The sequence below is a fragment of the Halomonas huangheensis genome, from assembly GCF_001431725.1.
GTDB lineage: Bacteria > Pseudomonadota > Gammaproteobacteria > Pseudomonadales > Halomonadaceae > Halomonas > Halomonas huangheensis.
This window is the reverse complement of sequence record NZ_CP013106.1, coordinates 63956-82394: the sequence shown is the minus strand read 5'-3', so window position 1 is coordinate 82394 and position 18439 is coordinate 63956. Positions and strand designations below refer to the sequence as shown.

The following is an 18439-nucleotide window of genomic DNA, read 5'->3' as shown; positions in this document are numbered from 1 at the left end:
GGAACACGGAGAAACCACATCATGACAACTGTTGCGGGAGCCCAGTCCGTGTCGCGCACCATTCAGGTACTGCGCGCCATCGCCAACGGCACGGGCCGAGGCGTCACGCTGGCACAGATCACCAAACACACCGGACTGACGAAGCCGACCACACATCGCCTGCTACAGGCCCTGGTCGCCGAGGGCATGGTCGACAGATCGGAAAATGACGGCTACTTTCTCGGGCCGGAGTGCTATGCACTGGGAGTTATCGCCGATCACCGTTACGGTCTGCGCACCATCGTTGCCGAGCCGGTGGCGCGTATCGCCAGAGAGTGCGGTGACAGCGCCTTCTTTTCGATTCGCAGTGGGCAGCACAGCATCTGCCTGGTTCGCGAGGATGGCGACTACCCCCTCAAGACCCATGTCCTGCAACCCGGTAAGCGCCTACCGATCGGCATTGGCGGCGGCGGCATCGCCATGCTGGCAGCACTTGACGATGACGAAGTGGAACAGTGCATTGCCGCCAATGCAGACGAGTGCGCACAGCACTTCCCCAACGACCTGCCCGACAATCTTCGGGCACGCGTCGAGGAATGCCGCAGCCTCGGCTACGGCATCAACCGTGGCTCGGTCATCAAGGGGTCATGGGGAATCGGCGCCGCCGTACGCGACAGCGAGGGCCGCCTACTCGGCGCCCTGACCATTGCCGCCATCGAGGACCGCATGCAGCCGGAGCGGCAGCAGGAACTGGGACCAGAACTGGTCGCCGAGGCCCGCGCACTGGAAAAGCGAATCAGGGCAGCACAGCAGCTACGTTAATCGTCAACAAGACTCGCTTCCTCGCCATCATGCTGGCGAGGAACCCAGCGACAGGCCGCCATCGACAATCAGGTTGGTTCCCGTCACATAGCGCGACATATCAGAGGCAAGATAGAGCGCCGCATTGGCAATATCCCAGGCATCACCCATGAAGCCCATCGGACACTGCCGACGGCGGCGTTCGCGCATCTGCTCGACATCGCCCCCATAGGCCGCCGTCAATGGCGAATAGATCATCGGCGTATCCATCAAACCCGGTAAGATGCAGTTGGCACGAATGCCATGTGGCGCGTACTGCGCAGCAAGGTTTTCCGTAAACCCCTGCAAGGCTGCCTTGGATGCGGTATAGGCCGAGTAGCCAAAGCCGATCCAACGCACCGCGGCCACCGACGAGATATTGACGATACTGCCACCGCCCTGCACGCGCATTATCGGTAGCACCTGTTTGCAGGTCAGATATACCCCTGTCAGGTTGACCCGCATCAGACGCTCCCAATCCTCTTCACTGGTTTCCTCCGGCCCACCGGTAATCGAGATCCCGACATTGTTGTGCAGCACATCGATACCACGATAATGATCCATGGCGGCATCAACCAGCTGCTCGACATCTGCACGACACGTGATATCGGCCTGCACCACTTCACAGGCGCCACCTTCCTCAACGATCAAACGTCGGGTTTCTTCTGCGGCCTCTAGATCGCGATCCACGGCAATCACCTGTGCGCCCTCTCGGGCATACAGCACTGCGGCTGCCTTGCCATTACCCCAGCCTTCGCCACAGGAACCTGCCCCCACCACCACTACGCGCTTGCCTTCCATCAAGGGTTTCATCGTCGACCTCATTGTCATCCATCCACCCTGGTAGGGCGGGTGACTGCGTCCAGAACCAATTCGGCAGGCTAGCTCACCGCTAACCTGCCAGCGTTGTCATGCGGACCTATGGCTGCTGGCGCACCTGTTCGATGGCCGCCTGAAAGGTTTCCACCAGCGGCATGCCGACCTTCTGAGCCCAGCTCTCGAACGGCTCCCGCGTGGCATCACGGAAGGCCTGCAACTGCTCGTCGCTCAGCGTGGTGATCTGCATGCCCTTTTCTTCCAGCAGGGCTTCGCCATCTGCGGTCTGCTGGCGAGTCAATTCCTTCTGATAATCCATGGCTTCCTGCGCCGCTCGACTGACCTCATTCTGAGTCTGTGCATCCCACGACTCCCAGAGCTGACGACTCACCGCGAGGAATGCGGGATCGTAGGAGTAGTGCCACGCAGTGAGGTAATCCTGAACCTCATAGATGCGCTGCGGCACGATGATCGAACCGATGGGATTTTCCTGGCCATCCACAACGCCCTGCTGCAGCGACGAGAACGTCTCGGTCCACTGGATCTGCTGAGGATTGGCGCCAAGCGCTGCCATGATGTCGATGAACATGGGACCGGCTACGCGAATCTTCATGCCGCGCAAGTCAGCCGGAGACATTATTGGTTTGACACTATTGGTCAGCTCACGAAAACCGCTCTCCCCCCAACCGAGCACAACCAATCCATGACTGGCCATGATCTCCTCGACCTGTTCGGCCGGCTCACCAGCCAGAGTTGCATCGACTTCGTCATAGCCGCTGTAGAGATAAGGCAACGAAAATACAGACATTTCCGGGACAAGCGGCGATACAGTAATGGCCGAGGTGACGATGAAATCAATGTCGCCACGCCCCACCATCTCTGCCTGCTTGAGCTGGTCACCACCCGCCAGCACGGCATTGGCAAAGACACGTACGGAAACCTCGCCATCCGTGGCCTCTTCAACCAACTCGGCAAACTTCTGCGCCCCCACCGTGCGGCTGGTGGCCTCGCTGGTTTCACTGGACAGCCGATAATTGCCTGCCGCCGCCACGCCAGAGAAGGCCATCGCCAACACACTCAATACCACTGCTACCCGCTTGTTGTTGTTCATATACACCTCGATCACTGAAAGGAGAGGAAACCCCCGGCCCTGCACCAGGGTCGAGGGCGAGTGTGGGCGCGCCGGAGGTAATCCATCAATACAACTAAAGACAAACGTTCCATATAATAATACGAAAACCAGCTCTCTTCTCAGGACCAAAAGCCGCGCGACCAGGCACAGGGACACTCATGGATCAATTATCTCTCGACATAACATCTTAATATCAATTAATTGATTTTATTAATTTTTTTATTAAATAAAACCCAAAATCTCTTTTTTGAACAGAGTGAACCCACCGACTACAACCTTTGTCTTATGGTCTGAAGAAATCAGCTACGTCATTCTCAATCCAGAAAAATAGAAAACAATATTCCACTTAGTGGAACTCATGGCATTCCCAAACCAACAAGAGAAATTCCATGAACTACAGGAAAGTGATCCCTACCATTGCTCTGGCCGTTGCAACATCCATATCAACCGCCGCCTATGCCGACACCTACCGACTGACACACAACACATCGGATACCACCAGCTGGCAGCAGGGTGCCGAGCGGTTTCGTGACCTCCTCGACGAACAGTCGGATGGCGAACTCTCGATCAAGATCTTTCCCAACGCGGTGCTCGCCGGCGGCGACCAGATGAAGCAGTCGGAGATGGTCGGGCGAGGCAATATCGACTTCGTCATCACGTCCGCCATCAATGTCACACCACTGATTCCAGAGATGGCCGTCTTCTCGCTGCCTTACCTGTTCAGCAACTATGAGCAGGTTGATACGGCGATACAGGGAGCGCCTGGCGAGCGCATGAAGGAGATTGCTGAAGAGCATGGCATCAAGATATTGGCGTGGGGGGAGAACGGGTTTCGCGAACTGACCAACAGCGCCAGACCCGTTGAAGCTCCCGACGATCTGGCGGGCATGAAGGTTCGTGTCGCCGGCCCGATGTACATCGACGTGTTCAATGCACTCGGCGCCAATCCTCAGCAGATCCAGTGGACCGAGACGTTCTCGTCGCTGCAGCAGGGCGTTGTGGATGGCCAGGAAAACCCCATCGGTTCGATCATCGTGCCGCAACGTATCTATGAGGTTCAGGATTACCTCACTGAGTGGCATTACTCCTATGACCCGATCTTCGTCGGCGTCAGCAAGCAACTCTGGGATTCGTGGGACGACACCACCCAGTCAATGGTCCAGAGCGCGGCCGATCAGGCGATGCAGTATCAGAGGGATGTCGCTCGCGAGGCGACTGAAAACGGCATTGAGACCCTCGCCGAGAATGGCATGCAGATCTCGACTCTCGATGATGCGCAATTGCAGGCATTCCGCGAAGCCACTCAGTCCGTATACGACAGCTGGGCCAGCAAGGTCGGCGAAGATCTGGTGAAGGCTTTCGAAGACAGCGCCAACAGCTTAGCCAATTGATCGAGCCACCATCTGCTGAAAAAGTGCTCTCGCTTCGCGCGCCTATCGACTGAACCCACCTACGCCAGTGAGCTGGCATGAGGACAGATACATGACCAAGTACATCTGGCGTCATTTCGAGGAGGTCATCTGCGGCGTCATATTCCTGTGCATGACGCTGCTGGGATTCATCAACGTTGTCGTCCGCAATCTCACTACGTTCTCCCTCGCCTCCAGCCAGGAACTGGTGATCAACGGTATGGTGTTGTTGACAGTATTTGGCGCAGCCATCGCCGCACGCAAGGGACAACACCTCGCCGTCACCGCACTTTATGAATGCATGCCAGCCGCGGTGAAACGCGGCATGGTGGTGCTCTCGACAGCGCTGATTGTCATCAGCCTGGCGCTGTGCACCTGGCTCACATATAACCTGCTGGTCAATCAGTACCAGAGCGGCGTGGTATCCAGTGCCTTGCAGGTACCGCAGTGGATCTACACCCTGGTCGTGCCGGTCGGCTTCATCATGCTGCTCGTGCGGCAAGTGGAACTCGCCGTCATGGAACTGCGCCAATCCGGAGAGCCATCATGATCGACCTCTCCTCCGGTACCCTGATGATCCTGATCTTCTTTGGGCTGGTGCTCCTGCGAGTGCCGGTCGCATTCAGCCTGGCACTCTCGGCGATGGCAGCCATGTACCAGATGGGCTTCGGCCTCGACCTTGCCGGAGACCTGATTGTATCGGGCATTGCCAAGTATTCACTGTTGGCGATTCCGTTCTTCATTCTGGCCGGCAATATCATGGGCATCACGGGTATCGCCAGCAAGATGATCCACTTCTTTCGCACTCTGGTTGGCGCACTGCCCGGTGGTATGGGACTCGTGGGGACAGTGGTGTGCCTATTCTGGGGAGCAGTCAGCGGCTCCGGTCCGGCTTCGGTCGCAGCCATCGGTCCACTTATCATTCGCGGCATGGTGGCCGATGGCTATCCGCGCCCCTTTGCTGCGGGCCTGGTCTGTACCGGGGCGGCGCTATCGCTGATTATTCCACCCTCCATCGGCCTGGTGATCTACGGCATCCTTGCTGAAACATCGATTTCCGACCTGTTTCTTGCGGCGATTGTCCCGGGCCTGATTCTTGGCTGCTTCATGCTGTGCGCATTGCCTTTCGCCAGGTTCTTCCCGCAAAGCGACAAGGACAGCAATGCCGTCAATGCAGATGAAACAAGCTTCGAGACAATCGCCGGCATTGACTACTCGCGGCCCTACGTTCAACGCCTGCAGCATGCCTTCAAGGAGGCCTTCTGGGGACTGCTGACGCCCGTTGTGATTCTGGGCGGTATCTATGGCGGGCTGTTCACGCCAACGGAGGCCGCCATTGTCGCCACCGTCTATGCCATGGGGGTCGGCTTTCTTGTGTATCGAACGCTGACGCTCACGTCACTGTTCCGCTGTGTGGTCGAGTCAGCCAGCGCATCGGCAGTGGTCATGCTGGTGGTCGCTTTCGCCAGCCTGTTCGGCTGGGTCGTGGTGGTGGATGGCCTCGTCAGCAGTTACTCCGATGTGCTGCTGAGCATAAGCGACAGCAGTTGGGTCATCATTCTGGTGATCATGCTGATTCTACTGCTGGCCGGCATGTTCATGGATGCGATTACCATCATGTTCATCACGCTGCCGATCTTTCTGCCGGTTGTCACCGGCCTGGGACTGGATCTCACCTGGTTCGGGGTTGCGCTGATGACGGCCCTGTCGATCGGCCTGATCACGCCACCGGTGGGCATCAATCTGTTCGTGGCAGCAAATATCACGCAACTGCCACTCGGCAGAATTGCCCTCGGTGTGCTGCCGTTCCTGATCGTATCGCTACTCGGCCTGTTGCTGGTTACCTACGTACCTGCGATTTCGCTGTTCATGCTGTAGACCAGGTAGCCCCGGAGCACAGCGACACGGTCGCCGACTGGACACGCAAGACACTGATCGATGTCGGCGGCCTGCGCCGGGGCAGTGTACGGCCCAGTCAGCTGTGGGTGGATGGTCTCCAGCACCCGTTGGTGGGTTGAACAGCAGCACCGAGCGACGGTTCCCGCTAGACCCTGTCCTGCCAGAAGCGGGCGAACAGCTCGGCCTGGCTGTTGATGCTCAGCTTGGCGTACAGGTGTTTCTTGTGGGCCCGCACGGTCTCCACCGAGATATCCAGGCGGCGGGCAATTTCCTTGGTCGAGCTGCCGCCGAGCATCAGTTGGCTGACTTCCCGCTCCCGATCGGTCAAACCGAACTGGGAGGCCGTATCCTGCACCTCTCCGCTGCGCGGATGCCAGGGATGTGCACCGGGAGCGGCTTCCGGTTGTTCGAAGTGCATGCGCACCCGCAGCAGTTCACATATCCACGGCTGAATCAGCTGCAGCACGCCGAGTGCGGTCTGATCGAAGGATGTGACAGCGCCCAGTGACAGACACAGCGTCCGCTGCCCATCGAGCGGCTGGTTGAGCTGTACCTCATCGGCCACGATGTTGCGCTTGAAGTAGCGCTGATAGTACTCAGTCTGGGTGAAGCACTGTGGCGCCACGTCATCCAGTGTCACCAACCCTGTGTAAGCCTTGTCGCGCGCCGCCACATAGAAGGGGTCAAGAAGATAGAGCCCCTGCTGATAATCCTGGAACAGCGACTCGTCGGCGCCATCATCCTCATCGCTCTCGGCGAGAATGGTCGGTGGCTGATCATGATGGAAGATCAACACCACCCAGGTATTGAATGCCACATGTCGGGCCAACAGACGCGACATCGCCAGCCAGAAATCGTCCCCCTCCAGACGCGCCAGAAGACCGGCCATATCTCGATGCCAGGCCATGATATCCAGCCATTGCGTCTCGCCCAGAGGCGATGCTTCGCTCATAACCTCGACTCTCCCAGCCCCCTATCGGGGTAACCCTGTCATGGAATTGGCAGGCGTTCAGAATAACGGATACTGACCATACAGCTTCCCATCAATATCGATAATCAGGAAGACTGCGGAGCCCATATGCATATCGCACTCGCCCAATTGCCCTGCGTCGAGGGTGACATCGACACCAACCTGGCGATCACGCTGGAGACCATTGCCACCCACGGTGACAAGGTCGAGCTGATCATCTTTCCTGAAACCCACCTGACTGGTTTCGCCGAGCCCGGCCATGTCGAGGATCGTGCACTGCACGCCGATGGCGAAGAGATTCACCGCTTGATCGAAGCCAGCCGTCAGCATGACTGCGCCCTGGCCATCGGCTTTCTCGAACAGACCAGCGAAGGCGTCTTCAATACCACCGCGCTGATCACCCCAGAACAGGGACTCGCTCTGCGCTACAGCAAGACCCACCTGTGGCCGGACGAACGGGACCTGGTCAAGCCCGGTATGTCGATGGGTGCTATCCCATGGCGCGGTCTCAATATCGGCCTGATGATCTGCTACGACATCGAGTTCCCCGAAACCTCACGTGCCCTCGGGCTGCTGGGGGTCGACCTGATGGTCGTCACCAACGGCAATATGGACCCCTATGGTCCGGTGCATGCTCGTGCCGCCCAGGTGCGCGCCCAGGACAATCAGGCCTTTCTGGCCATGACCAACCGTTGTGGTGATGGAGTCGGCTTCCAGTTTGCCGGTGAGAGCGCCCTGTTCTCTCCCTCGGGCGATACCCTGTTCCGTGCCGACCGCAAGCATGGCGTGCATATCGTCGAACTCGACCCCACCCTGCTGCCGCAGGCACGACGCGATTACGACTACCTGGCCGATCAGCGGCTGCGCCTGCATGGACGTGCGGTCGACACCGACCACGGACGACGCTGGGTATTCCCCGACGACGCGCCCTGAGCCCGGCGCCATCGCGGCAGCACAGCCTGCCATTCCCCTGAACCGGAGGCCCTGCCCGGTGCCTGTGCACGGGTGTCCGGCCCTCGGTAACCAACAATAATCACGAGGCATATCATGTCCCATCCCAAGCCAATGCTTTCGCTTGGCCAGGTTGTGCTGTTCGGCCTGGCCTACATGACCCCGATCATCGTTCTCGGCACCTTCGGTGTGCTGGCGGTAGTCACCGAAGGTGCGGTATCCGGCGCCTATCTCGCGGCGCTGGTCGCCATGCTGTTCACCGCCCACAGCTATGGACGCATGGCCAGTGCCCTGCCGGTCGCAGGCTCGGCCTACGCCTATGTCCGTCATGCCATCGACGACCGCCTGGGCTTCATTGCCGGCTGGGCCATTCTGCTCGATTACCTATTCCTGCCAATGGTGATCTGGCTGATCGGCGCCGCCTATCTCAATTCGGCCTTCCCGGAGATTCCAGTCTGGGCCTGGCTGTTCGCCTTCATCGGCTTGACCACGCTGATCAACATCATCGGTCTGAGACTGGCCAGCACCATCAACAGCGTGATGATGTTGGTTCAGGTACTGGTGATTGCAGCCTTCGTGGCGCTGGCCGCGCACTATGTACTGGGCGATGCCAGCCAGCCGCTGTGGAGTCTGACACCTTTCATCGGCAATCAGGCGTCCAGCTCGCTGCCCCTGCTGATGGCCGGTGCCGCTGTGGCCTGCTATTCGTTTCTCGGCTTCGATGCGGTGACAACCCTGACCGAGGAGACCCGCAACCCGCAACGCACCATGCCCCGTGCCATCCTGTTGATTACCCTGCTGGGCGGGCTGATCTTCGTGATCGTATCGTACTTCGTGCAACTGGCCTCACCAGGATATGACTTCGCCAACCCCGATGCCGCCGCCTACGAAATTGCGCGCAACATCGGCGGTGATATCTTCGTCTCGATCTTCCTGATCGGTCTGGTGGTAGGCCAGTTCGCCTCGGGCATCGCCGCTCAGGCGAGTGGCGCACGACTGCTGTATGCCATGGGCCGCGATGGTGTGCTGCCCAAGCGCCTGCTGGGCCGTCTGGGGCGCTATGGTACGCCAGTAGGTGGGTTGCTGCTGAGTGCCGTCGTCGCGCTGCTGGCACTTAAGCTCGACGTACTGTCCGCAGCCTCCTTCATCAACTTCGGCGCCTTTCTCGCCTTCGCCATGGTCAATGTTGCAGTGATTGCTCACTACTATGTGCGCGGCCAGCGTCGCGGCGTCGGCGATACCCTGCGCTTCCTGATCGCCCCGCTGCTGGGACTCGCCGCGATCCTGTGGCTGCTGGCCAGCCTCGATGCCCGAGCCATCACACTGGGTAGCATCTGGCTGGCCTGCGGACTGCTATGGCTTCTGTGGCTGACCCGCGGCTTCCAACGTCCGACTCCAGAATTAAGCCTGGAAAGCTGAATCTGTAAGGTCAAGCCTCGCACCTGACAGATATTCCATACGCAATCGCCCGGGCAGATGCCCGGGCGATTTGTTGTCAACAGGAACAAGGCTACAGTCGTGCCGACAGCCCTTCCTGCTGCGCGAACCAGCCTTCGAGAATCAACACCGCGGCAATGCCATCGACGCTTTCCTTGCGGTAGTTGCCGCCATGGCCCTGGTCGCGGGCAATGTTCTTGGCCTCACGGGTAGTGCCGCGCTCGTCGAACATCTCGCAGGGTTTGCCATAACGACCATACAGCCGCTTGCCGAACTTGCGCGCGCGGGTACTCATCTCGCTTTCACTATCGTCCATATTGAGGGGCAGTCCGACGATAAACAGATCCGGCTGCCACTCGTCGACCAGCGCGGTAATGGCATCCCAGTCGGGGATGCCATCACGCGCAGGAAACGGCGGCAACTCGCGGGCACTACGCAGCAACTCGTTGCCAACCGAGACGCCGATACGTCGAGTACCGAAGTCGAAGGCCAGAATCAGCCTTTCACCCTGCCTGTTCATACTCAACCGTGACCAGCTTCACGCGTCATCAGGTTCAGATCCACCCCCAGCAGACCGGCACTGGCAGTCAGACGTTGCTCGGGCGGAGTATCGAACAGCACTGCGGGGCGGCCCTCGACCGTCAGCCAGGCATTGTCCATCAGTTCATTCTCCAACTGACCGGACTCCCAGCCGGCGCAGCCGAGGCAGACGATGAACTGCTCAGGCCCCTCACCACGGGCCAGTGCCTGCATCATGTCCATCGAGGTGGTCAGCGCCAGCTCTTCCGTCACCTGCAGGCTGGAATCCCACTCATCGGCTTGCCCGTAATGCAGGATAAAGCCGCGGTCCTTGTGCACCGGGCCGCCGAAATATACCGGTGCCAGGCGATTGGGACCGTCAACGGCCTCGATCTCGAGTTGCTCGAATAATGCCTCGAGGGTCAGATCGGTAGGCTTGTTGACGATGACGCCCATGGTGCCCTTGGCATCATGGTCACACAGATAACTCAGGGTGCCGGCGAAATTCGGGTCCTCGAGGTGCGGCATCGCCATCAAGAAGTGATTTCTCAAACTTTGCATGTGACTCCCGGGCGGTGTTGGCACGCAGTAATGGTTCATGGCTGGAACCAGTCAACGGCCCCAGCGTATTACCTACATTGTACCATCACCAGTCGATACCCTCAGCGGCTGGCAAGGCGTCGCTCGATGGAATCCATCAACTGACCAGCGATATCGGTGCCACGTTGATCATCGATTTCGCGGACACAGGTCGGGCTGGTGACATTGATCTCGGTGATATAGTCACCGATCACATCAAGGCCAACAAACATCAGGCCCTTGTCACGAATCATCGGCTGCACCTGCTCGACCAACCAGTAATCGCGATCCGTCAGCTCGCGGCTGACGCCACGGCCACCGGCAGCAAGATTGCCACGAGTTTCACCCGCGGAGGGGATCCGCGCCAGACCATAGGGCACCGGCTCACCATCGACCAGCAGGATGCGGGTATCACCGTCCTTGATCTCGGGCAGATAGCGCTGGGCCATGATCTGACGCTGGCCACGTTCGGTCAGGGTCTCGATCACCGCGCCCAGATTGCGGCCCTCGGGGCCGATATGGAAGATGCCACTACCGCCCATACCGTCCAGTGGCTTGAGAATGACGTCGCCATGCTCAGCCTGGAAGGCACGAATCTCGGCATCGCGGCATGACACCAAGGTCGGTGCGCAGCACTGCGGGAACTGCTGAGCGAACAGTTTCTCGTTGCACTCAAACAGCGCCCGGGTCGGGTTGACCACCAACACGCCTTCACGCTCGGCAAACGCCAGCAGGTGAACGGCATTGAGAAAGTGGCCATCCACTGGCGGATCCTTGCGCATCAGGACCACATCCAGCTCGGCCAGCGGGCGGCTTTGCTCATCACCAAGGTCGAACCAATGCTCGGGATTGCGATGCACCTTGAGCGGCCGCTGGCGAGCATAAGCGCGGCCATCCTTGAGGAACAGGTCTTCCTGTTCCATATAGGTAAGTTCCCAGCCGCGATCCTGGGCGGACCACAGCATGGCAAGGCTAGTATCTTTCTTGTAGGTCAGCTCGGTGATGGAGTCCATCACCACGCCAACACGCAGGGGGCGGTTGCTCATCGGAATGTCGTCCGCAGTCATAATGGATGTGCAGCAGTATGCCCGAGGCCAGCCTCACCACCAAGGAAACAGGCGATGCATGGCTCAACACTGGCCATTCAATCATTCACGCCGCATGGCGCCAACGAGCCAGAAACGACCCCAGTCACAACGCTATCCGCCTGTACTGTCCTTGCTGGGTGCGAGACGAACCCCCGCATCCTCGATCACGATCAAGCGTCGCTTGTAGAGGCGGCCAATCGCCTGCTTGAAGGCATTCTTGCTGACACCCAGCCGCCTCTTGATCTCGGGGGCCGGACTCTTGTCCGAGAGTGCCAGATAACCACCCGCCTCGCGCAGTGCCTTCATCACCTGCTCACCAACGACGTCGAGTTTCGCTTCACCCGGTGGCAACAGCGACAGGTCCAGACGGCCATCCTCACGCACGCGCTTCACGTAACCGGTCAAACGCTGCCCTCGGCGAACCGGGCGACTCAACTCATCATGATAGAGCAGCCCCCAGCAGTGATGATCAACCACCGCCTTGACGCCGAGGTCGGTGGTCTCACTGATCACCAGCACCACCTCATCGCCGGCACGATGTTGATCGCTGGTATCCGATAGGTAGCGCTCCAGACGCTGAGATGCCACCGGGCGCCCTTCGTAATCGGTGCTGATCATCACCAGCGCACGCCGCCCCACCACCGGCCTGAGGCGCTGCTCATTCAACGGCAGCAGCAAATCACGTGGATGACCCCAATCGAGAAAAGCCCCGATCTCCGTCACCTGAACCACACTCAGATCCGCCACCTCGCCAACATTGGCTTTCGGCGCAGCATGACGGCCGGGATTGGAAGGGCGCGAACCACCAGCACGACGGTCGTTTGAGTTACGACGGTCACGAGACGGCGGTGCGCCACGACGGGAGGAATCAGACATGAGAATCACCAGACAGAGTAGGTGGACATTATGAACCGACAGCCTCCCAGCAGGAAACCAGGACGAGAGCTGGAGGCTCATAAGCCGCAGTCACTTTGGTCAGCTCCCCCCTCTTGATCAAGAGGCAGAGTTAAATATAAAAACAACGATTTATGCCAATATGGAAAATCGCCAGTTATCGAAGCCTGGATAGCTGCAGGTCCACTGCCGCATAGGCAGCCACCAGCTCAAGAGCCCGATGGCGAAGACTTGCACGTCAGGGTGGCTATTCGTTGCTCAGCGCATAGACATAGGCATCAACGTGCTCGCCACTGGCGAGGGTTACCGTAGTCAGAACGCGTTGGTACTCGGCGCCTTCGAAATTGTCGAGGCTCTGCCAGTTGTTCGAAAGGTTTTCAGAGGAGAATACGTGGCCCTGGATCTCTTCGCCGTCCTCATCGATCACCAGCCCGGGAAAACCCATTGCCGCTCCCCAGCCGGACTTGAGAAGTCGGCCCTTGAGGGTTGCCGCTTTCCAACTGCCACCGATCTTCTGCATGACATGTTCATTGGGACGGCCCGGCCCCAGGGTTCCATAGATAAAGAGGCGTTGCATGCTGTGACTCCAACCTGACGGTCAAAACGGCATTCTGAACCAATTCTCCAGCCAGTATAAGATCCGGATACGTTGCACTCAGCAGTCCGGCAGCGCGTAGTAGCCGTATCCCACGACATCACGAAAGCCGAGGCGACAGTACATTGCCACGGCTCCGTCATTGGCACGGCTAACGGCCAGCGCCAACCGTGTAGCGCCGTGCTCGTCAGCCCAGAGCGCCGCCTGCCGCATCATCGCACTGGCGAGCCCTAGCCGCTGCCAGTCAGGCCGTACCTCGACACAGTGCACCATGGCCACTTCCTGATCGATAGCAGCAAACGCCGTCCCCACCACCTTGTCATCCAGTTGGCCGAGAATCGAAGTGCGAGGCTCTGCTACCCGCTCCATTACCGCCTGGCGCGTCGGGCCGATATTACCCGCCGTCCAGATCTCTCGCTGAGCCACCAATGGCGGCCAGATCGACCGGCTCTCTGTTTCTGTCAGCGGCAAGGTACGATCAAGCAGTTCCGCAGGAGTAATCGCCATGATCAAGGTGGGGTTCTCACACCGGAAACCACGCGCCTCGAGTACAGCAATCAGTTGTCGATCACTGTCCAGCACTCGAAACACCGGACGTTGCTCCCAATGCTCGTGCAGCGCAATCGCGGCATCGATATCACTGTCCTGCCAAGCCTCGGCGACGCGTGCCGAGCTGACACGACCACCCGCGCCCAAGCCACGGCCCACGCGAAAGCCTCCGGCATCGGCATATTCGGCTGCTGGCCATGTGGCTTCGAAGGCTGCAGCAAGGTCTGCGTCCAGTACTGCTCGAGTCCTGCTTTCGTGTTCCGTCACTGTTCCTTTCCTGCCCATGATAAGGATAACGACAACGTAAAAGCCCCCTTTGGAGCTTATCCCAAGGGGGCCACACCTTATAGCAAGGCGATCGGCGCGGGCTTAACCTTCGCGTTTGCCATCCACCAGGCGACTGACCCTGGCCGGGTTGCCGTCGCGCAGGGCTTCCGGCAGCAGCGCCTGAGGCAGGCTCTGGTAGCACACCGGACGCAGGAAGCGATGGATCGCGGCGGTGCCGACAGACGTGGTACGGGAATCCGAGGTCGCCGGGTACGGGCCACCATGAACCATGGCATCGCACACCTCGACACCGGTCGGCCAGCCGTTGGCCATCACGCGTCCGGCACGACGCTCGAGGATCGGCAGCAGTTGGCGAGCGACATCAACGTCGGCATCGTCCATGTGCAACGTGGCGGTCAGCTGACCTTCGAGATGTTCGGCGACGCGCTTGACCTCGTCGAGGTCGGCGCACTTCACCACCAGCGAGGTGGAACCAAAGATCTCGGCCTGCAGGGCCTCGTCAGCGAGGAAGTCAGCGGCCCGGGCCGTGAACAGGCCCGCCTGGCACTGGTTGGGGCCTTCGCCACGCTGGCCACGGGCCACCTCAGTGGCCTTGTCGCTGGCGCTGAAACCGCTGACGCCACTTTCATAGGCCTCGAAGATGCCCGGCGTGAGCATGGTCTGCGCCGCCGCGCCCTTGACGGTCTCACCGGCCGCCGCCACGAAGACATCCAGTTCCGGACCTTCGATGGCGATCACCAGGCCAGGATTGGTGCAGAACTGGCCTGCGCCCATGGTCAGGGAGCCGATAAAGGCTTCACCCAACGCCGCGCCACGTGCCTTGAGCGCCTCGGGCAACAGGAACACCGGGTTGATCGAACTCATCTCGGCATAGACCGGGATCGGCTCGGGGCGATTCTGGGCCGTCTTCATCAATGCAGTGCCACCGGCACGCGAGCCGGTGAAGCCCACCGCCTTGATGCGCGGATCAGCGACCAGCGCCTGGCCGACTTCACGGCCGGAACCGAACAGCAGTGAGAACACACCTTCCGGCAGCTCATGCTTTTGCACCGCGCGCTGTACGGCGCGACCGACCAACTCCGAGGTGCCGGGGTGGGCGGAATGCGCCTTGATCACCACCGGGCAACCTGCAGCCAGCGCCGAGGCGGTATCACCACCGGCTACCGAGAAGGCCAACGGGAAGTTGCTGGCTCCGAACACGGCGACCGGACCGAGGCCGATATGACGCTGACGCAGTTCGACACGTGGCATCGGCTGACGCTCCGGCAGTGCCGGATCGATGCGCACATCGAGCCATTCGCCATCACGCACTACGCGAGCGAACAGGCGCAGCTGACCACAAGTACGGCCACGCTCACCTTCGAGACGGGCACGCGGCAGGCCGGATTCGGCCATGGCACGCTCGATCAGTGCATCACCGATGGCCTCGATCTCATCGGCGACGCTTTCGAGGAATGCCGCACGCTGTTCGAGGCCAGTTTCGCGGTAGACATCGAATGCCTGCCAGGCCAGCTCACAGGCACGCTCGACCTCGGCGTTGGAACCACCGGGGTACGCCGGCTCCATCTGCTCACCGGTGGCCGGGTTGATGGCATGGATGGGGCGGCCGGTTGCCAGTACGGCGTCGGCGCCAATCAGTTGCTTGCCTTCAAGTTGCACGCTATCTCTCCGCTGTCTTTGTGGAATAGCAGGTTGTGGATGATCAATCAGCCGGTTGCCAGCCGATAAAGACGAACGGCGTTGTCGTGCAGAATCGCCTGGCGCGCTTCGGACGCGGCATCGGCAATGGCCTGTTCGACCATCGCCAGCCAATGGGCATAGCTGGCATTGAGTCCGGTGACCGGGAAGTTACTGGCAAAAATGCAGCGTTCAGGACCGAAAATGGTGATGGCCTCGGCCAGCAAGGCAATGTTCTGCTGCTCGTCCCAGGCAGCCATGGGGCTGCCCAGTTCCGAAAGCTTGACCGCCACGCGCGGGTTGTCAGCCAGCGCCTGCATGCCCTTGCGCCACTCAGCCAGCCCAGCGTCGCTGCGGTCCCAGGGCAAGCCGGTGTGATTGAGGATCACACGCAGCGCCGGATAGCCTTCGAGCAACCGGGCGGCATCGGCCAGATGCCAGGCCGGCACCCGCAGGTCCCAACTCAGGTCTCGCTCTTCCAGCATGCCCAGGCCACGGGTCCAGTTGCGGTCCTGCAGTGAGCCGCGAACGCCCAGAGTACTGCAGTACTGATCTGGGCGCCCAGCAGTAATCGGCTTGGCGCGCACACCACGAAACAGTGGCGAGCGCATCTGCTGATCGAGTTGCACCTCACAGGCCACATCGGCAAATGCCGCCCAGCCGACCAGTGCTATCGGCAGTCCCTGTTGCTCGGCCAGTTGCGCCAGCCATGCAGTTTCCACCTCGGGGGCGCTGCGTGCTGACTCGGCCTCACAGTGCACGGTTCCAGCCAGCCGGTACCCCTCAGGTACCTGTGCGCGGATATCTGCCGGCAGAAATGGCTGGCGTATGCGTTGGTAGTCGCCGAGGAAGAAATGGTCATCCACCTCGTCCTCGAGCCAGGGGTAATGCACGCTGCCATCCAGCGCCCAGAAATGATGGTGGCTGTCGATCAGCGTCTGGGGTTCACTCATGTGTTATTCCTCAACTGGCCAGCCAGTACAGCGGCGCAGTAATGATCTGCGGGAAAGCCACGAACAGCAGCAACAGCACCAGGTAGGCCAGCACAAAGGGCATCACCCCTGCCACCGCCTTCTCGAACTTGAGTTTGCCGACACTGGTGATGACATTGAGTACATTGCCTACCGGCGGTGTGATCAGACCAATCGCGCAGTTGAGCACGAACATGATGCCGAAGTAGACCGGATCGATACCGGCGAGTTTGACGATCGGCATTAGAATCGGGGTCAGCACGAGGATGGTCGGAGTCAGGTCCATGACCATGCCCACGATCAGCACGATGGCCATGATCGCCAGCATCAGCAGCCGCGGATTGTCCGCCAGCGGTGACAACATATCTGCGACCAGCAACGGCAACTGGGCAATGCTGATCAACCAGGAGGCGACACTGGCTGCGGCGACGAGGAACATCACCACCGCCGTATTGCGCGCGGCCTGCACCAGCACTTCGTACAGCCCAGACAAGTCCAACTCGCGATAGATCAGCGTCGAGATCACGATGGCGTACACCGCCGCCACCACACCGGCCTCAGTGGGGGTGAACACCCCGGTCTTGATGCCACCAATAATGATCACCGGCAGCAACATGGCCCAGAAGCTGCGTCGCAGCGCGGTCAGGCGCTCGGCTCCGGTGGCCTTCTTCTCCACCACCAAATCTTCCTTGCGGGTGATGAACAGCCACATCAGCACCAGGGTGATACCCATGATCAGTCCCGGTACGATACCGGCGAGGAACAGTTTGCTGATCGAGATGCTACCCGCCACGCCAATGATGATCAGCGGGATCGATGGCGGAATGATCGGCGCGATAATGCCTCCGGCCGCCATCAGACCGGCACTGCGCCCCGGAGGATAACCAGCCTGGCGCATCATCGGCAGTAGCATCGAACCCAGCGCGGCGGTATCGGCTACCGCCGAGCCAGACAGGCTGGCCATGACGATGGCAGCAAAGATCGCCACGAAGCCCAGCCCACCCTTGCGATGACCGACCATGCTCATCGCCAGCATCACGATGCGCTTCGACAGACCACCGCGCGCCATCACCTCACCGGCGACGAGGAAGAACGGAATCGCCAGTAGCGTATAACTGTCGGCACCGTTGACCAGGTTCTGGGCGAGGATCTGCGAATCGAACAAACCCAAGTGCAGCATCAGTACCACGGCACTGACCAGCAGGGCGAAGGCGATGGGCAGGCTCAGACCGATGGAGGCCAGCAATGAGGTCAGGAAAAGCCCGATGGTCATGACGGCAACTCCTCGGAGACAGGCGCTCTCTGCAGGTGGGAGGGCGTCAGCAGACGGAACAGCAGAATCAGTGACATCAGGACCCCGGCAATCAGCCCGGCAAGATAGAAGACGCCCACCGGAATACCACTGATCGGCGACAGGTTGCTCCAGTTGAGCAGCGTCTGAGCATAGCTGCCCTTGACCAGCATCAGACAGCAACCCAGCATCGCCAGAGTCACCAGGCGCTGCACCACCTTGTGCACCGCTCTCGGCATGCGGTCGGCGAAAGTCGATACTGCAAGGTGCTCATGGCGCATCAAACCGGTCACGGCACCGATGAAGGTGACCCAGACAAACAGGAAGCGCGACAGCTCAACGCTGACCGAAATACCACTATTGAAGCCATAGCGCAGCACCACATTGGTGAATACCAGCGCGATCATCGCTACCAGTGCCAGTACCATGAGCAGGTTCAGCAACTGCTCGGTGAATCGAGACAGACGTTCCAGCGCCAGCTGCAGCAATCCCTGCTGCAGCTCGGCCGCACTATGCGGTGTTCTGGACATGCAATATCTCCTTCAGGCAACGGAG

19 protein-coding genes are annotated in these 18439 nt (G+C 60.0%); 6 read left to right on the top strand and 13 right to left on the bottom strand.

Annotated elements, in window-relative coordinates:
* Positions 1-21 precede the first annotated feature (21 nt).
* On the top strand, positions 22-801 hold the full coding sequence (locus tag AR456_RS00365; RefSeq protein ID WP_021816973.1) for an IclR family transcriptional regulator: 780 nt from the start codon (positions 22-24) through the stop codon (positions 799-801).
* A gap of 27 nt (positions 802-828) precedes the next feature.
* Here AR456_RS00365 and AR456_RS00360 read toward each other — a convergent pair whose 3' ends face one another.
* The gene (locus AR456_RS00360) at positions 829-1632 is read right to left on the bottom strand and encodes an SDR family NAD(P)-dependent oxidoreductase (protein ID WP_021816972.1); all 804 of its coding nucleotides are present in this window, start codon (positions 1630-1632) and stop codon (positions 829-831) included.
* A 106-nt stretch (positions 1633-1738) separates the two neighbouring features.
* Positions 1739-2746: a DctP family TRAP transporter solute-binding subunit gene (locus AR456_RS00355; protein WP_021816971.1), complete on the bottom strand. Its 1008-nt coding sequence runs from the start codon at positions 2744-2746 to the stop codon at positions 1739-1741.
* Between the two features lie 410 nt (positions 2747-3156).
* On the opposite strand from AR456_RS00355, the gene AR456_RS00350 reads away from it, so the two are divergent.
* The 3 genes from AR456_RS00350 (at position 3157) to AR456_RS00340 (ending at position 6054) form a co-directional block, all read left to right on the top strand.
* Positions 3157-4158: a DctP family TRAP transporter solute-binding subunit gene (locus AR456_RS00350; RefSeq protein WP_021816970.1), complete on the top strand. Its 1002-nt coding sequence runs from the start codon at positions 3157-3159 to the stop codon at positions 4156-4158.
* A gap of 91 nt (positions 4159-4249) precedes the next feature.
* Entirely contained in the window at positions 4250-4726 is a 477-nt protein-coding gene (locus tag AR456_RS00345; RefSeq protein ID WP_021816969.1) for a TRAP transporter small permease, read from the top strand.
* The gene (locus tag AR456_RS00340) at positions 4723-6054 is read left to right on the top strand and encodes a TRAP transporter large permease (protein ID WP_021816968.1); all 1332 of its coding nucleotides are present in this window, start codon (positions 4723-4725) and stop codon (positions 6052-6054) included. The genes AR456_RS00345 and AR456_RS00340 overlap by 4 nt, the downstream gene beginning before the upstream one ends.
* A 166-nt stretch (positions 6055-6220) precedes the next feature.
* Here the strand turns inward: AR456_RS00340 and AR456_RS00335 are convergent, their stop codons facing one another.
* Complete coding sequence (locus tag AR456_RS00335; protein WP_021816967.1) at positions 6221-7027, bottom strand: helix-turn-helix transcriptional regulator; 807 nt, start codon at positions 7025-7027, stop codon at positions 6221-6223.
* A gap of 126 nt (positions 7028-7153) precedes the next feature.
* Here AR456_RS00335 and AR456_RS00330 point away from each other — a divergent pair, with 126 nt between their 5' ends.
* Both AR456_RS00330 and AR456_RS00325 read left to right on the top strand, forming a co-directional pair.
* Positions 7154-7978 carry a carbon-nitrogen hydrolase family protein gene (locus AR456_RS00330; RefSeq protein WP_021816966.1) on the top strand — a complete coding sequence of 275 codons (825 nt, stop codon included), beginning with the start codon at positions 7154-7156 and terminating at the stop codon, positions 7976-7978.
* Between the two features lie 114 nt (positions 7979-8092).
* Positions 8093-9415, top strand: coding sequence for an APC family permease (locus AR456_RS00325; RefSeq protein ID WP_021816965.1), 1323 nt, complete (start codon positions 8093-8095; stop codon positions 9413-9415).
* Positions 9416-9506: 91 nt separating this feature from the next.
* Here the strand turns inward: AR456_RS00325 and ruvX are convergent, their stop codons facing one another.
* From ruvX to AR456_RS21530, 10 genes are all read right to left on the bottom strand, one after another.
* Entirely contained in the window at positions 9507-9953 is a 447-nt protein-coding gene (gene ruvX / locus AR456_RS00320; protein ID WP_021816964.1) for a Holliday junction resolvase RuvX, read from the bottom strand.
* Positions 9954-9955: 2 nt separating this feature from the next.
* Positions 9956-10513, bottom strand: a complete 558-nt coding sequence (locus AR456_RS00315) for a YqgE/AlgH family protein (RefSeq protein WP_031206797.1) — start codon at positions 10511-10513, stop codon at positions 9956-9958.
* Between the two features lie 101 nt (positions 10514-10614).
* Positions 10615-11577, bottom strand: coding sequence for a glutathione synthase (gene gshB / locus AR456_RS00310; protein ID WP_031206796.1), 963 nt, complete (start codon positions 11575-11577; stop codon positions 10615-10617).
* A gap of 153 nt (positions 11578-11730) precedes the next feature.
* Positions 11731-12495 (bottom strand): CvfB family protein, encoded by a 765-nt coding sequence (locus AR456_RS00305; protein WP_021816961.1) that lies wholly within the window; start codon positions 12493-12495, stop codon positions 11731-11733.
* Positions 12496-12760: 265 nt separating this feature from the next.
* Positions 12761-13090, bottom strand: coding sequence for a gamma-glutamylcyclotransferase family protein (locus AR456_RS00300; protein ID WP_021816960.1), 330 nt, complete (start codon positions 13088-13090; stop codon positions 12761-12763).
* 78 nt (positions 13091-13168) lie between these two features.
* Entirely contained in the window at positions 13169-13924 is a 756-nt protein-coding gene (locus AR456_RS00295) for a GNAT family N-acetyltransferase (protein ID WP_021816959.1), read from the bottom strand.
* A gap of 102 nt (positions 13925-14026) precedes the next feature.
* Entirely contained in the window at positions 14027-15604 is a 1578-nt protein-coding gene (locus tag AR456_RS00290; protein WP_056932984.1) for an aldehyde dehydrogenase (NADP(+)), read from the bottom strand.
* A gap of 47 nt (positions 15605-15651) precedes the next feature.
* Positions 15652-16575, bottom strand: coding sequence for an amidohydrolase family protein (locus tag AR456_RS00285; protein WP_021819581.1), 924 nt, complete (start codon positions 16573-16575; stop codon positions 15652-15654).
* Between the two features lie 10 nt (positions 16576-16585).
* Positions 16586-17866, bottom strand: coding sequence for a TRAP transporter large permease subunit (locus tag AR456_RS00280; protein WP_021819580.1), 1281 nt, complete (start codon positions 17864-17866; stop codon positions 16586-16588).
* Positions 17863-18414 carry a TRAP transporter small permease gene (locus AR456_RS21530; RefSeq protein WP_021819579.1) on the bottom strand — a complete coding sequence of 184 codons (552 nt, stop codon included), beginning with the start codon at positions 18412-18414 and terminating at the stop codon, positions 17863-17865. The genes AR456_RS00280 and AR456_RS21530 overlap by 4 nt, the downstream gene beginning before the upstream one ends.
* Positions 18415-18439 lie beyond the last annotated feature (25 nt).